At 74.6% G+C, this 14,865-nt stretch carries 14 protein-coding genes and 1 pseudogene; 9 read left to right on the forward strand and 6 right to left on the reverse strand.

All coding sequences use genetic code 11. From position 1 onward, the window contains the following. Positions 1-888: 888 nt before the first annotated feature. On the forward strand, positions 889-1,113 hold the full coding sequence (locus tag LWC33_RS30805; RefSeq protein ID WP_233308219.1) for a hypothetical protein: 225 nt from the start codon (positions 889-891) through the stop codon (positions 1,111-1,113). A gap of 469 nt (positions 1,114-1,582) precedes the next feature. Then, on the forward strand, positions 1,583-2,065 hold the full coding sequence (locus LWC33_RS30810; protein WP_233308220.1) for a hypothetical protein: 483 nt from the start codon (positions 1,583-1,585) through the stop codon (positions 2,063-2,065). Between the two features lie 247 nt (positions 2,066-2,312). Here LWC33_RS30810 and LWC33_RS30815 read toward each other — a convergent pair whose 3' ends face one another. Next, positions 2,313-3,557, reverse strand: a complete 1,245-nt coding sequence (locus tag LWC33_RS30815) for a DUF4032 domain-containing protein (protein ID WP_233308221.1) — start codon at positions 3,555-3,557, stop codon at positions 2,313-2,315. A gap of 105 nt (positions 3,558-3,662) precedes the next feature. Then, complete coding sequence (locus tag LWC33_RS30820; protein ID WP_233308222.1) at positions 3,663-4,442, reverse strand: SDR family NAD(P)-dependent oxidoreductase; 780 nt, start codon at positions 4,440-4,442, stop codon at positions 3,663-3,665. Between the two features lie 237 nt (positions 4,443-4,679). Between LWC33_RS30820 and LWC33_RS30825 the strand changes: the two genes are divergently transcribed. After that, complete coding sequence (locus LWC33_RS30825) at positions 4,680-5,699, forward strand: LLM class flavin-dependent oxidoreductase (RefSeq protein ID WP_233308223.1); 1,020 nt, start codon at positions 4,680-4,682, stop codon at positions 5,697-5,699. Positions 5,700-5,735: 36 nt separating this feature from the next. Further along, entirely contained in the window at positions 5,736-6,533 is a 798-nt protein-coding gene (locus LWC33_RS30830; protein WP_233308224.1) for an alpha/beta fold hydrolase, read from the forward strand. Here LWC33_RS30830 and LWC33_RS30835 read toward each other — a convergent pair. Together LWC33_RS30835 and LWC33_RS30840 are read right to left on the reverse strand one after the other, a co-directional pair. Beyond that, positions 6,500-7,186, reverse strand: a complete 687-nt coding sequence (locus LWC33_RS30835; RefSeq protein WP_233308225.1) for a TetR/AcrR family transcriptional regulator — start codon at positions 7,184-7,186, stop codon at positions 6,500-6,502. The two genes, LWC33_RS30830 and LWC33_RS30835, sit on opposite strands and share 34 nt — an antisense overlap. Positions 7,187-7,256: 70 nt before the next feature. Continuing rightward, positions 7,257-8,876, reverse strand: coding sequence for a PucR family transcriptional regulator (locus LWC33_RS30840; protein ID WP_233308226.1), 1,620 nt, complete (start codon positions 8,874-8,876; stop codon positions 7,257-7,259). A 115-nt stretch (positions 8,877-8,991) separates the two neighbouring features. On the opposite strand from LWC33_RS30840, the gene LWC33_RS30845 reads away from it, so the two are divergent. Beyond that, positions 8,992-10,083: an LLM class flavin-dependent oxidoreductase gene (locus tag LWC33_RS30845; protein ID WP_233308227.1), complete on the forward strand. Its 1,092-nt coding sequence runs from the start codon at positions 8,992-8,994 to the stop codon at positions 10,081-10,083. Between the two features lies 1 nt (position 10,084). Next, complete coding sequence (locus tag LWC33_RS30850; RefSeq protein WP_233308228.1) at positions 10,085-10,492, forward strand: nuclear transport factor 2 family protein; 408 nt, start codon at positions 10,085-10,087, stop codon at positions 10,490-10,492. A gap of 73 nt (positions 10,493-10,565) precedes the next feature. Here LWC33_RS30850 and LWC33_RS30855 read toward each other — a convergent pair whose 3' ends face one another. Next, positions 10,566-12,122: a long-chain-fatty-acid--CoA ligase gene (locus LWC33_RS30855; protein ID WP_233308229.1), complete on the reverse strand. Its 1,557-nt coding sequence runs from the start codon at positions 12,120-12,122 to the stop codon at positions 10,566-10,568. Positions 12,123-12,237: 115 nt separating this feature from the next. Continuing rightward, on the reverse strand, positions 12,238-12,741 hold the full coding sequence (locus LWC33_RS30860; protein WP_233308230.1) for a carboxymuconolactone decarboxylase family protein: 504 nt from the start codon (positions 12,739-12,741) through the stop codon (positions 12,238-12,240). A gap of 119 nt (positions 12,742-12,860) precedes the next feature. Between LWC33_RS30860 and LWC33_RS36330 the strand changes: the two are divergent. From LWC33_RS36330 to LWC33_RS30875, 3 genes and pseudogenes are all read left to right on the forward strand, one after another. Then, positions 12,861-12,977, forward strand: a pseudogene (locus tag LWC33_RS36330) (GntR family transcriptional regulator); the annotation flags it as partial. A 128-nt stretch (positions 12,978-13,105) separates the two neighbouring features. Further along, the gene (locus LWC33_RS36335) at positions 13,106-13,507 is read left to right on the forward strand and encodes an aminotransferase-like domain-containing protein (RefSeq protein WP_233308247.1); all 402 of its coding nucleotides are present in this window, start codon (positions 13,106-13,108) and stop codon (positions 13,505-13,507) included. Between the two features lie 288 nt (positions 13,508-13,795). Continuing rightward, on the forward strand, positions 13,796-14,749 hold the full coding sequence (locus tag LWC33_RS30875; protein WP_233308231.1) for a DMT family transporter: 954 nt from the start codon (positions 13,796-13,798) through the stop codon (positions 14,747-14,749). The last annotated feature ends 116 nt before the right edge of the window (positions 14,750-14,865 follow it).

Here is a 14,865-nt window from a genome sequence, read left to right on the forward strand (position 1 = left end):
TCGTGCGACTACGCGACGGGATCCCGGAGTTCGTGCCCCCGGTCTGGATCGACCCGGACCAGACACCCCGCACCCGACCACGAACGTGGAATCTCACGGGTGCCCGCGAAGGTCCGCGGATCGCTGAGTTCGCGTAGTCACGCGAATTGGGTCGGCTGCACGCCGCCGCACTTCACCGTGGGCCAAGGGCGCCGCTACGCGCCCGGCACCCTCCCCTGCGCGCTTCCCCGGCCGCCGCGACACCGGCCGCCGCGACGATCCACCCACGTCACCGACCGGTTCGCCGGCACCGACCGCCGTCGAGTGGGCCCCGGCGAGACCGCTCGCAGCCGTCTCGCGTCCCCGCCGCGACTCAACCGTGCTCCCGCGACCCGCCGCAGCGACGACCCGGCTTATCCGTCCCTCGACGGCACCCTCCTCGACGCCAGCGACAGCGTCCGATGCCCCGCGTCGGCGTCGCATGTGGCCACGTTGGCTGTCGGGCAGCGGCGGGGCTCGCCGACAACGACGACCAGGGGCTCGTAACGGACGACACTTGCGCGCTCCACGGTCGGGGCTCGGCCGCGCAGCGCCGGTTGGTCCCGCACCGCCCTACTCCACCAGGTCACGAGGCCCGAGGACCGGTCCTGCCACGCCCTCGCGCCACCCTCGACGATCGACATCCTCACAGACGAGCAGCGGCATACGCGTTCGTCCGCGACGTCCCCGACGCCCTCGCGCCGCTCGCCCGGCTCGCCGGCACGCCCGCCGAGTGGGTGGCCCAGTTCTGCGCCACCTGCAGCGCAGGAGCTGTGGCCGGGCCGCGACGTCGACCACACACCCACCCCACCTCCAAGACGGGGGCGTACTGCAGTGATCGGGGCCGCCCTCGTGCTTGGCGTCGCCGACATGAGGCGGCCAGGGCTCGTGCTGGTGGGGATCGTGGGGCTGTACCTCATCGGGCGGGCGGTGGCCGAGCCGTTCGGGATCGACCTGGCCGACCAGGCGAGCTACGAGAACGACTGGGGAGGACCGAGCCTGGCCGGGGTGTTGGCCGTGCACTGCGGACCGGGGCTGATCGCCGTCGCGCTGTTCGTCGCGACCCTGCATTGGTGGGTGGCCCCGCGCAGGTAGGCGGGCCCCGCACAGTAGGCGGAAGGCGCCGCGCGTGACGTCGGCGGGCACGACCTGGAGCTGGCCGCTCCGGAGCGTGGCGGCGACCGGCATCCGGTCCTCGGTCAGCCGCTGCAGCACCTGCTCGCGCCGCGCAGCTGGGCGCCCCTGCACAGCCGGGCGGCCAAGCGCCGGTGGGCGGGCCCTGCGTCGGTGGGCGGGCCCAACGTCGGTGGGCGGCGGGCCCTGCGTCGGTGGGCGGCGGGCCCCGCGTCGGTGGGGGGCCCAGCGTCCACGTGGGCCCTGTGCCAGCAGGTGGACGGGCACGCGGGAGCTGGGGACCCGCGGTGCGACAGTGACTGCGGTCACTCCTTCGTGTGGAGCCTCGCCCCTGTCGCGATCGCCAGCCGTTGCACCCGATGACGCCCGTCGGCACCGCCGCTGAGGAGGCGGGACGACGAGGTCCCCGGACGGACGAGAGGAGCTCCTCATGCGCACGACGACTCGCGCGGCCCTGGTCGGTGCGGCGGTCCTGCCCCTCGCGGTGATCACGCCGGGCCTGGCGTTCGCCGGCGACGCAGGGTACGACGGCCATTCGGACAAGGGCGGCCACACGACGGAGAAGTCCGACAAGGACGACACGGCCGACCACGGCGATCACCACAAGGCCGATCAGCGCAGCGACGATCACCGCACCGACGATCACCGCAAGGGCGATCACGATCGTCACCACAAGAACGGCCACCACAAGAAGCACGCGAAGCACGACAACTGCTGCGACGGCGCCCGCGGCCCCGCGCACGACGGCCCGCTCGGTCCGAGCGGCCTCCCGCGCTCCCCGCTGCCGGCGCCCACGGGGGCGCCCGACGTGCTCGGCCCGATCATGAACGTGCTGAACCCGCCCGCGCCGACCGACCAGCCGACCGCCGAGCAGCCGGCCGTCGACCCGGACAACGAGCTCTCCATCCAGTAGGACCCGTCGGTTCCCCTGGGAACCGCACGCCGGCGACGTCGGAGGTGCCCACGACGGCCCTCCGGCGTCGCCCGAAACCCTGACCTCCCGACCTCCCGACCTCCCGGCCGCGGCCTCGAGCCCCCGACCCCGAGCCTCACACCGGCGGCCCCGGGGCCCGGCCCCATCCCCTCCGACCCCGGACCCGGCCCTATTCCCCGCTGCCTCGGGCCCCCGGCCCTATCCCCGTCGACCCGGCGGTCCGGCCCTACCCCTCCCCCGGCCCCGACGGTTCCGCGACCGCCCCGCGGGCGGCCGAGTCGGTGGGGGCCCGACCGGCGAGCGCGGCGAGGGCGCGGCCGTCGCCGACGTCGGCCCCCGCCCGTTCGCTCAGGATCCAGCGCACCTCGAGCAGGTCGCAGTAGGCCTGGATCGGCGACCCGACCCCGCCCAGCGCGGCGTGCGCCCGGGCGGTCCCGGGCTCGAACACCTCGTCCCGCCAGCTCCGCGCGGCCTGCGCCTCGCCGATCTCGCGTCCGCGCCGCCGCGACCGGGCGGCCTGGTGCGCGTGCAGGTCGCCGAGCAGGATCCTCGCCTGGCCCTCACCGGCGTCGAGCCCGGTGAGTGCACGCAGCTGGTCGGCGTGGAACCGCCGGTCCCCCACCGCGACCTGCAGGCGCAACGTGCCGGGCCCGTCGCCGGTCGGCCGCAGCGTGACCTCCTCGACCGCGAACCCCAGCTCGTTGAGCTCGCGGATCTTGCCCTCCACGCGGTAGCGGTCGCCGAAGGAGAAGACGGGTTCGGTGTGCAGGGCGTCCCACAGGGCGCGGTAGCGGCCGGGGATCGCGAGCGCCTCGTCGATCAGCTGGTCGTGGATCTCCGGCGGCCGGTCGAGCCGTTCGGCGAGGTCGACCATCCCGGCGGCGACGTTCTCGACCAGGATGTCCAGGTCGATCTGCCGCTGCCCGTCCGACAGGGACGGATGGACCTCGCTGGTCTCGGCGTCGACCAGCCAGGCCTGCAGGATCTGGCCGTCGCGGGAGAACAGGGTGTTGGCCAGCGAGCAGTCACCCCAGAAGATGCCGTGCCGGTGCAGCTCGACGAGCAGGCCGGCCATCGCGTCGAACAGCCGGACCCGGTGCGCGGGCCGGTTCGGCGGCAGCCGCATGAACAGCCGCCGGTACTGCCACGAGCCCTCGAGGTAGCGGGTCACCAGGATCGCGGTGTCCTCCGCCTGGAACATCACCCCGGCGGGTCGGACGGCCGGCAGCGCCAGGTCCTCGAGCGTGCGCAGCACCGCGTACTCCTTGCGCGCGATGCGGTGCGGCAGCTCCTTCAGTGCCCACAGCAGACCGTCGCACTCCGCGAACCGGACGAGGTGACGGCTGGGTCCGACCGCGATGTCGCGCAGCGGCACCTCGGCCGGGCTCCACTCCCCCAGTGGCTGGTCCCAGGGCAACGCGAGCAGGCCCGACGACAGGGCACGCAGCGTGAGCTCGGGCGAGGCCGTCATGCCCGGCCCCGGCGGAACGCTCCGGTCGACGCCGACACGGCCCCGAGGATAGTGACCGGCGGACGGCGGCCGCCCGCGCGCCCGGGCGCCCGAGGAGGGCGCGGGTCAGTAGTTGCCCTTGGCCGACCACCCGCCGTCGACCGGGTACACCTGCCCGGTCACGAACCGGCCCTCGCGGAACAGGTACGCCACCATCGAGGCGATCTCCTCGGGCAGGCCGAGGCGGTCGATGATGTGGGCGCGGGCGTTGGCCGCCTTCATCTCCGGCGTGATGTCGCCGAGGATCGGGGTGTCGATCGTGCCGGGCGCGATGGCGTTGACCAGGACGTTCCGCGGGCCGTACTCGAAGGCCGCCTGCTGGGTCAGCCCGATCACGCCGCCCTTCGCCGCCGAGTACGAGGCGAGGTTCGGCAGGCCGCGCAGCGCGGCGAGCGAGCTGATGTTCACGATCCGGCCGCCGCCGGCCTCGATCATGGACGGGATCACCGCCCGCATCCCGAGCCAGACGCCCTTGAGGTCGGTCGCGAGGACGTTCTCCCACGCCTCCTCGGTCAGCCCGACGACCGTGTCCTCGCTCTGCATGTTCACGATGCCGGCGATGTTGGCCAGCAGGTCGACCCGGCCGTGCCGCTCGAGCACCCCGGCGATCCCGGCCTCCCAGTCGGCGGCGCGGCGGACGTCGAGCTGCACGCCGACGGCCTGCCCGCCCTCCTTCTCGGCGAGCGCGACGGTCTCGGCGGTGTCCTTGATGTCCGCGCACGTCACCAGCGCGCCCTCGGCGGCCAGCCGGAGCGCGGTGGCCCGGCCGATGCCCTGCGCGGCGCCGGTGACGACGGCGACCTTGTCGCGCAGCGTGGCCTCCTGCAGCGGGGGAAGATCCGACACGAGCTGCTCCTCTCGATCCTCTTCGACCCTGTCCGACGCCGCCTCGTCGACGACGACGGCGCCCGACGGTAGGAACCGCCCCCCGCGACCGACAGGGCGGCGCGTCGGGGGTGTTGGGAGAGTCCACAGGACTCCTCCGGCCCGGTTGGGGACGTCGACAACGCCGCGCGCACGAGGGGGATGACACCCCCGCCCCGCCCCGGGACGCTCCTGCGGCACCCGACGAAGGAGGCACAGGTGGACGGCACGGGACCGGTCTTCGGGCTCTGGTACGACTTCCGCAACCCGGACCCGGAGCGGCCGTTCGGCTCGTTCTACCGCGAGGTCCTCGACCAGATCGCCTGGGCCGAGCAGAAGGGCCTCGGTTCGGTCTGGCTGACCGAGCACCACTTCTGCGACGACGGATACAGCCCCTCCCCCTTCGTGCTGGCGTCGGCGATCGGCGAGCGCACCGCGAAACTGCGGATCGGCACCAACCTGATCGTCTCGCCGCTGCACAACCCCGTTCGGCTGGCCGAGGACGCGGCGACGCTCTCGCTGCTCACCGGGGGCCGGTTCGACCTCGGCGTCGGGCAGGGCTACTGGGAGCGCGAGTTCGCGGCGTTCGGGCAGACGGTGCGCAACCGCCCCAGCCTGCTCGAGGAGGGCGTCGAGATCATCCGGCGCGCCTGGGCCGGCGACGCGAGCGGCTTCTCCGGGAAGCGGTACGCGCTTCCCGAGGGGCTGGCCGTGACCCCGCGGCCGGAGACGGCGCCACAGCTGCTGGTCGGGGCGATGGCCGAGCCCGCGATCGCCCGGGCCGCACGGATCGCCGACGGCTTCCTCTCCACCCAGAACGCCCACCAGCAGGCCTATCTCGACGCCGTCGCCGCGCTCGGGAGGCCCGTCGAGGAGGCCCGGATCTACGCCGGCCAGTGGGCCGTGATCGCGGAGGACCCGGAGCGGACCTGGGCGCGGATCGGCGAGCACGCCCTCTACCAGCTCAACGAGTACATCTCCTGGGGCGCCTTCGGCCCGCCCGACGCCACCCCGCGCTTCACCGACCCGCAGCAGATCGTCGACGCCGGCGCCTACCTCCTCTGGGACGCCGACACCGCCGTCACCGAGCTGACCGCGCTGCTGCGCGAGCGCCCGCAGATCCGCGACGTGCACTTCTGGGCGCAGCTGCCCGGCGAGCCCGTCGAGAGCGGCTCCGAGCGCATCGAGTACCTGGCCACCAAGGTGATGCCGCAGGTCCGCGAGCGGCTCGCGGCCTGAGCCGACGACGGCCCCCACCCCCGAGAAGGAGACGACATGGCGTACCTGGAGCGCGACGGCAAGCAGGTCTACTACGAGCACCACCGCGGGTCCGGCGGGCGCCCGGTCGTGCTGGTGCACGGCTGGGGCGCGACGAGCGAGTGCTGGGACACCACGCTCACCGCACTGCTGGGTGCGGGGCACGAGGTCGCGTTGATCGACCACCGCGCGTGCGGGCGCTCGGACAGGGACTTCGACGACGTCTCGGTCGAGGCGATCGCCTCGGACGTCGCCGCGCTGGTGCGGCACCTGGGCCTGGACCGCCCGGTGCTCAACGGCTGGTCGCTGGGCGGCGCGGTCGTCGTCGCGGCCGCCGCGGAGCTGGGTGACGCCATCTCGGGCGTCGTCCTCACGGGCGGGGCGAGCCCGCGCTACACCGCGACCGACGGCTGGCCGCACGGCGGCGCACCCGCCGACACCGAGGCCGTGCTCGCCGGGCTGGCCGCGGACCGGCCGTCGACCTTCCGCGGCATCGCCTCGGCGGTGTGCGCCAAGCCGGTGCCCGACGACGTGCTGCAGGCCATCTGGCTGCAGTTCATGCAGACCGGCGCGCGGGCCGCCGACACGATGCGGGGGCTGATCGACCTGGACCAGCGCGAGCTGCTCGCCGGCCTGTCGGTGCCCGTGCTGTCGCTGCACGGCACGGACGACGCGTTCGTGTCCTTCTCCGGCGCCCAGGCCGGCATCGAGCTCTGCCGGGACGGCCGGCTCGTCGAGTTCGCCGGCGTCGGGCACGCGCCCTTCCTGGAGGACCCCGACACCTACCGCGCCGAGCTCCTGCGCTTCCTGGCCTGACCCGGCCCGGGGGCGGTCCCCTCGGGGTCCCCGCCCACCAGCCGCAGCGCCAGCGCGGCGTACCGGGTGGCCAGCTCGTCGATGGCGAGCCGGCCACCCGGTTCCCACCACTCGTTCGGCCCGTTGATCATGTCCAGCACGGCGAGCGCGGACAGCCGCGGGTCCTCGCACGCGAACTCGCCCGCCGCGGTGCCCGCGGCCAGGAAGTCGCCGAGACCGTGCTGGTAGCGGCGCCGGTAGACCTGCACCTCGTCGAGCTTCCCCGGCGACAGCGCGCGCAGCTCGCGCCCCGCGACCCACCACGCGTCCCGGTTGGCGCCGATGTGCCCCACGTGCCCGCGGACCAGCCGCTCCAGCCGTTCCCGGTACGTCCCCTCGCCCTCCAGGATCGGCAGCTGGTCCACCACCAGGTCGCGGTCGACCACGTAGATCGACTCGAGGAGCAGCTCCTCCTTGCTGGCGAAGTGGTGGTAGAGCGAGGCCGCCTGGATGTCGGCCGCCTCGGCGATCGCCCGCATACCCACGCCGTGGTAGCCGCGCTCGCGGAACAGCCGGCTCGCCACCGCCACCAGCTCGGCGCGGCGCGCGGCGTTGCGCGGCCGGCTCGCCTGTGCCCGCGTCGCCCGGGCGGGCGTCGCCTGTGCCTGGGTCACCGTGGATCCCCCTCCGGTCGGCGCCGCCCCGAAGATCGAACCACGCGGGCTCGGACCACGGGCGGGCGGTTCAGGCGCTGCCGCCCCGCGCCAGGTCGTCGACCTGCAGGGCGAGCTGGGCCGCCAGCAGGGCGTCGAACCGCCGCAGGTCGAGGCCGCCGACGTGCTCGATGCGGCCCAGGCGGTAGCGGATCGTGTTCTCGTGCACGCCCAGCACCTTCGCCGTGGCACGCACCTGCGCGCCGCAGGCGAGGTAGTGCCGGAGCGTGTCCGTCAGGTCGCCGCCGGTCTCCGCGTCGTTACGGCGCAGCGGACCCAGCAGCGTCTCGGCGAACCGCACCGCCACCGAGGTGCGCTCGCCGTTCACCACGAGCCGCAGCGTGCGGAAGTCGGCGGCGTCGAGCACCCCGGGCCGGCCGCCGAACCCGGCGACGATCGCCTCCGCGTCGCGGCACTCGGCGTGCGCCGCCGGGTAGTCCTCCACCCGCCGGCAGACGGCCGAGACGACGGCCCGGCGGCAGCCGGTCAACGGCCCGAGCCGGTCGAGCACCGCCCCCAGCTGGGCCTTCACCCGGGCCTCCGGGGCGCTGCCCGCGGGCAGCCCCGCCAGCAGGACGACGGCGTCGGGCTCGGCGATCGCGAGCACCGGCACCCCGAGGGCGTCCGCCACCAGCGCGGAGGCCGGGGCCCGGCCGTCCCGGGCGCTGCGCCCGTCGGCCACCGGCAGCCGGACGAGCAGGTGCGGCCGGTCCACCTCCAGGCCGACGTGCGCGGCCATCCGCCGCAGGTCGTCGGGGGTGCGGGAGCCACGCAGCAGCTCGCCGAGGACGTCGTCGCGGGCCTGCACCACGGCCTGGGCCCGGCGGGTCTCCGACAACGACTGCAGGGCCAGCACGGCGGCGGCGTACTCGGCGACCGCGGCGTCGGCCGGGCCGAGCCGCCGCCCCGTCTCGACGACGTCGAGGTAGCCGGACACCTCCCCCTCACCGACCAGGGCGGCGACGAGGTGGCGGCGCATCAGGCCGGCGTCGGGGTCGGGCGGCAGCACCGCCGTCGTCCGCTCCGGTCCGAGGTCGGCCAGCGCCGCACTGACCCGGGCGGTCCCGGGCAGGAAGGAGGACTCGTGCAGCACCGCGGGCCCTTCGGGGGCGCTCCAGGTCACCGGGTGCAGCGCGGCGTCGAGCAGCCCGACGCCGGTGCCGAGCAACGACGCCAGCAGCGCGACCAGGGCGTCGCCCTCGGTCCCGCTGGCCACGGCGGCGGACAGCCGCCGCTGCAGCTCCCGGGTCCGGCCCAGCTCGGCGAGCTCGCGGCGCTGCCGGGCGCCGACGGTGGCCTGCCGCTCCCGCCCGAGGATCGTCTCGGCGAGCCCGGCGTACGGGGCGGCGGCCGTGGCGTCGTACTCGGCGGCGGCGTCGTCCGGCGGTCGGCCGTCGACGGCGGGGCGCTCGACCTCGAGCACCCCGGCGACCTCCCCCTCGACGAGCAGTGGCACCGCGGCGCTGGTGTGCACGCAGCACTGCGGGTCGCCGTCGGCGGCGAGGCGGGCGAGGTCGCCGTCGGCCCGGCGCGCGTACACGACGCAGCGCGCGGCGCCGAGCTCGGCGCGCGCCGCGCGCACGACCAGCGTCAACTCCGCGGTCACGTCCTGTTGCGGCGGCTCCGGGCGGACCGTTGTAGGACTCGCCATGGCTCTCCCTCGACGTCGTTGGTTCGGCAGGGCGCTGCGACTACCGTCACAATCTGCCTCCCTAACAGTCGTTAGGCAAGAGTCGACGCGGGACGAGACACGGAAGGACGCCCACATGGATGTCGGTGTGCTGCTGGTGTTCCAGAACTGGCACGAGAACCTGTCCGACGGCGAGATGTTCCGGCAGGAGGCCGAGCTCGGCGTCCTGGCCGAGGAGTACGGCTTCGACTCCGTCTGGGCCGCCGAGCACCACTTCGACGACTACTCGATGTGCCCGGACAACCTCCAGCTGATGACCTACCTGGCCGGGCGGACCAGCCGGATCAAGCTGGGTACGGGCGCGGTGATCCTGCCGTGGAACAACCCGCTGCGGGTGGTCGAGAAGGCGATCATGCTCGACCACCTGTCCGGCGGGCGGGTGCTGCTCGGGATGGGCCGCGGCCTGGCGAAGATGGAGTACGAGCAGTTCGGCGTGGACATGAACGAGTCCCGCCAGCGCTTCGACGAGGCCGCCCCGGTCATCGTCGCGGGCCTGCGGAACGGGTACGTCGAGAACGACGGGCCCTTCTACCCGCAGCCGAAGGCGGTCGTGCGGCCCGGCCCCGCGCCGGAGTACGACTGGACCGGCCGGATCTACGGCGTCGCGATGTCGCCGGACTCGGTGCCCGCGGTGGCCAAGGTCGGCGCCCGGATGATGACCTTCATGCAGTACCCGGCGGAGGTCCACGCCGAGTCGATCAACCGGTACCGCGACATCTACCGCGAGGAGCACGGCACCGAGCCGCTGCCGGTGCACACGCAGGACTTCATCTACTGCCACGAGGACCCGGAGGAGGCGGAGAAGACCGCCCGCGAGTACCTCTCGCGCTACTTCCTCTCCGTGGTGAAGCACTACGACTTCGCCGGCAAGCACTGGCGCGAGACCAAGGGCTACGAGGCCTACCAGGTCGGCGCGGACATGATCCGCGAGGCCGGCATGGAGGCCGCCGCCGCGGGCTACGCGGACACGCAGATCTGGGGCACGCCCGAGCAGTGCATCGAGAAGTACAAGCACCGCCTCGAGGTGCTCGGCCCGCACCACCCGAGCATCGCGCCGTCGTTCGCGGGCCTGCCGTTCGAGAAGGTCCGGGCGAGCATGAAGCTCTTCGGCGAGAAGGTCGTTCCCGAGCTCAAGAAGCTCGGCGTCGAGGCTCCGGCGGGGGTCTGACGTGGGCGCGCTCGAGGAGGGGAACAAGAAGGTCGTCACCGAGTTCATGGAGGTCTTCTCCTCCGGTGACGTGAACGGGATCCTGGGCTCGCTGACCGACGACGCCACGTGGTGGGTCGCCGGGAACATCCCGGGCATCTCCGGCACCAAGGACAAGGCCGGCTTCGGCGAGATGCTCGGCGGCATCGCCGAGGGCACCACCACCGGCGCGATCAGGCTGACGCCGCTGGCGTTCACCGCCGAGGGCGAGCGCGTCGCGGTGGAGACCGAGTCGTACGCGGAGCTGAAGAACGGGCGGGTCTACAACAACCTGTACCACTTCGTGTTCACCGTGCGGGACGGCAAGATCAGCTCGGTGAAGGAGTTCCTCGACACCGAGCACACCACGGCGGTGTTCGTGGCGCCCTGACCCGGACGACGACGAGGGGCCGCGGGGGTTCTCCCCCGCGGCCCCTCTTCCGTGCCCCGGCCGGTGCTGCGGATCAGGCGTGGACGCCGGCCGACCAGTGCTCGCGCAGCGACCGCTTGTCGAGCTTCCCCACGCTGGTGCGCGGCAGCTCGGTGGTGACCTCGACGCGCTCGGGCAGCCACCAGCGCGGCACCCGCTCGCCGAGCCGTGCCTTCAGCTCCTCCCCCGTCGCCGTCGAGCCGGGGTGCAGGACCACGAGCGCCAGCGGCCGCTCCTGCCAGCGCGGGTGCGGCACGGCGACCACGGCGGCCTCCGCCACGTCGGGGTCGGCCAGCAGCGCCTGTTCCAGGGCCAGCGAGCTGATCCACTCACCGCCGCTCTTGATCAGGTCCTTGGCGCGGTCGACGATCCGCATCCAGCCGTCCGGGTCGATCACGGCGACGTCCCCGGTCATCAGCCAGCCGTCGTCGAACCGCTCGGGGGCCTCGCCGAGGTAGTACCCGGTGGTCACCCACGGTCCCTTGACCTGCAGCTCCCCCGCGGACTCGCCGTCCCACGGGAGCTCGTCACCGGCGTCGTCGACGATCCGCCACTGCAGGCCGGGCAGCAGCCGGCCCTGGCTCTGGGTGCGCCGGCGGTGCTCCTCGCGGTCGGCGATCGGCCGCGGCGGGCGGGTGAAGCTGGCCATCGGGGACAGCTCGGTCATCCCCCAGCCCTGGTAGACGGGGACGCCGAGCACCTCCTCGAGGTCGCGGATCAGGGCGAGGCTCGGGGTGGAGCCGCCGAGCACCAGCGCGCGCAGGCTCCGCAGGTCGCCGCCGTGCTCGCGCACGTGCCGGAGGATGTCGACGGCCACCGTCGGCACCATGCCGACGTAGGTGACCTTCTCGCGTTCGATGATCCGGGCGATCTCGGCCGGCGTCGGGTGCGGTCCGGGGAGCACCTGGGTGGCCCCGGTCATCGTGGCCGCGAACGGGACGCCCCAGGCGTTGGCGTGGAACATCGGGACGACGTGCAGCACGGTGTCCGCGGCGGAGATCGCGTGCCCGTCGGCGAGGCAGGCGGCGAAGGTGTGCAGGTAGAGGCCGCGGTGGCTGTACCCGACCCCCTTCGGCCGGCCGGTGGTGCCGGAGGTGTAGCAGAGGACGGCGAGATCGTCCTCGCGCACGCCGGGCTCGCCGTCGTAGGCCGGGCCCTCCACGAGCAGCGCCTCGTAGGCGTCGCCGGTGTCGACCACGCCCAGCTCGGGCTGGACGCCGTCGAGCAGGTGGGCCAGCTCGGCGTCGGCCACGATGAGCCGGTCGTCGGCGTGCCCCGCGATGTAGGCGATCTCCTCGGCGGACAGCCGCAGGTTGAGCGTGTGCAGCACGGCCCCGACCTGCGGGACCGCCGCGTAGAGCTCCAGGTGGCGGTGGTGGTTCCAGGCCAGGCTCGCCACCCGGTCCCCCGGCCGCACCCCGAGCCGGCGCAACGCCCCCGCGAGCCGGTGCACCCGGTCGGCGTAGGCGGCGTAGTCGTAGCGCAGGACCTCCTCGCCGTGCGCGTACGCCACGATCTCCCGGCCGGGATGGTGCCGGCGCGCCCGGCGCAGGAAGTCGGTGATCAGCAGCTCGCCGGGGCGCGTCGTCATGGCGTCAGGGTCGTCGGGCGGGCGAGGACTGTCACTCGCCCCTGGTCCGACGGCTTGTGGGCTCCTTCAAGAGGGGCCCGCCGGCTCCGGGCCGGCCCGCGGCGGACGAGCTGCCTCAGCGCCGCTGCGGCCGGTAGTGGCCCGGCACCATCCGCGTGGACACGGCGAAGCGGTTCCAGGCGTTGATGGCCGTGATCGCGGCGACGAGCTGGGCGAGCTCGGTCTCGTCGAACTGCCCGGCGGCGCGCTCCCACACGTCGTCGGGCACGAAGCCGTCGGTGAGCACGGTGACCGCCTCGGTCAGTGCCAGGGCGGCGACCTCGCGCGGCGAGTAGAAGTGCGCCGACTCCTCCCAGGCCGAGAGCTGCACGATCCGCTCGACCGACTCCCCCTGCGCCAGCGCGTCCTTCGTGTGCATGTCCAGGCAGAAGGCGCAGTGGTTGAGCTGCGAGGCGCGGATCTTGACGAGTTCGACGAGGGCGGGCTCGAGGCCCTGGCCGGCGACGGCGCCGAAGCGCGCCATGGCCCGGTAGACGTCGGGAACGAGCTCGGCGAGCGCGAGCCGGGGCGCGTGCTCGGGGTTGCGGCCGGGGGCGGAGGTCTCCTCGGTGATGGTCACGTGTGCGACGGTAGGCGCCGGGTGGCACCCGGATGTGGTCCACTTCCGGCATGGTTTCGCGGGCCACTTCGGATCTTCATCTGGATCTCGCGCCCGGCCGCGGGGTGCGGTCGGGGCTGATGGAGGCCCTACGCCAGGCGGTGCGCAGCGGGCGGCTGCCGCCCGGCACGCGGCTGCCGTCCTCCCGCTCGCTGGCCGTCGACCTCGGGTTGGCGCGCAACACCGTCGCCGACGCCTATGCGGAGCTGGTCGCCGAGGGCTGGCTGACGGCGCGGCAGGGCTCGGGCACCCGGGTGGCGCCGCGTGCCGTCCCCGGCGACCGGCCCGCGGGGAGCGGGCGGTCGCGGCGGAGGGCGGGACCCGGGTGTCCGCGGTGGACCAGCTGGTCCTCGCGGGGATGCTCACCTCCGGCGAGTACGACCGGCACGTCCGGGAGCGGCGGCAGGCCTACCGGCGGCGCCGGGACGAGCTCGTCGCGGCCCTGGCCACCCGGGTGCCGGGCGTCGTGGTGCGGGGGCTGGCGGCGGGCCTGCACGCGCTGGTCGAGCTGCCCGCCGGGGACGGGCCGCCCGGCACGGCGGAGGCCGCCGCCCTGCGGGCGGCGGCCTGGCACGGGCTGGCGGTCGAGGGCCTGGACCGCTTCCGCCATCCCGACGCCCCGCCCCGGCCGGATGCGCTGGTGGTCGGGTACGCCGCTCCGTCGTCGTCGGCCTGGACGGGGGCGCTGGAGGCCCTGTGCCGGGTGCTCGCCCGGCCCGCCGGGTGAACGGCGGGCCGGGCGGCGTCTCCGGGCGGGCCGGTGACCAGCGGTGGCGTCGGTGCCGCCGGTGCTGCGGCGGGTCAGGGCGAGGGTGGTGTCGAGCGTGCTCATGGCGGGTCCTCCGTCGGGTCGGTGCGTGTGTCGGGTCCGTGTGCGTCCGTCCGTGCTGTCCGTGCTCTCGTGGGGTGGACCGGGCCGGGCGCCGGAACTCATCGCCGCAACCCGTCGCCGCAACTCGTCCGCAACTCGTCGCCGTCGGCGGTTCGAGTCCCGGCGGAACGGCTATCCGGGCGCGTGGGTGCGGTCCTGGCAGTGGTGGCGGCGGCGCTGAACGCGGCCGCCTCGGTGTTGCAGCGCAAGGCGGCCCGCGAGGAGCCCGCCGAGCGGGAGTTCTCGATCGGGCTGCTGTTCGACCTGGTCAGGCAGCGGTCCTGGCTGGGCGGGATCGGCTGCGTGATCGTGGGGTTCCTCGTGCAGGCCGTGGCGCTGACCCTGGCCGGGGTCGCGGTCGTGCAGCCGCTGCTGGTGGCCGAGCTGCCCTTCACGGTGCTGCTGGCCGCGTGGACCTTCGGCGCGCGCCCCGGCCGCCAGGAGTGGACGGCGATCGCCGTGCTCGCGGCCGGGCTGGCCCTGGTCGTGGTCGCGCTGGCCCCGCACGGCGGCGACCCGGTCGGCGTGCCGGGCTGGATGTGGGCGATCGGCTCCGGCGTCGTCGCCCTCGTCGTCGGCGGGACCGTGGCGGCCGGCCGCGCGACGCACGACGCGGCCCGCGCGGGGTGGCTCGGCGTCGGGACCGGCACGGCGTTCGGCTACGTCGCGGTGCTGGTCGCGGCGGTGGGCGCGATCGCGCAGCGGGAGGGCGTGACCGGGGTGCTCACCGCCTGGCAGACCTGGGCGGTGATCGTCGTCGGGCCGCTGTCGTTCTTCCTGCTCCAGACCGCGCTGCAGGCCGGGAGCCTGGTGGCCTCGCAGCCGGGCTTCACGTTGGCGAACCCGCTGCTCGCGACGGCGTGGGGCGTGGTCGTCTACGACGAGCAGGTGCGCGGCGGCGCCTGGTACGCCATGGCCGCCGCCGGGGGCGCCGCGCTCCTCCTCGGCACGTTCGTGCTGGTCCGCTCGCCCCTGCTCAGCGACAGCGGGGACAGCGGGGACAGCGGGGACAGCGGCGACGGCGGGGACGGCGGGGAGGGCAACACCGGCAGCGACACCGGCGACGGGGACGACGACCGGAGCGCCGCCGCGCGCTGAGCCTGTCCCCCGATCGCCCGACACCGCGTTCCCCCGGCGGATCGGGCACCGAGCCGACAGTGCCGCCGGCGCATCGGCGGGACCGTGTGTCCAGCGGGGAACGAGCCCCGCGGACA

This window comes from Pseudonocardia terrae (assembly GCF_021343995.1).
Taxonomy (GTDB): Bacteria; Actinomycetota; Actinomycetes; order Mycobacteriales; family Pseudonocardiaceae; genus Pseudonocardia; species Pseudonocardia terrae.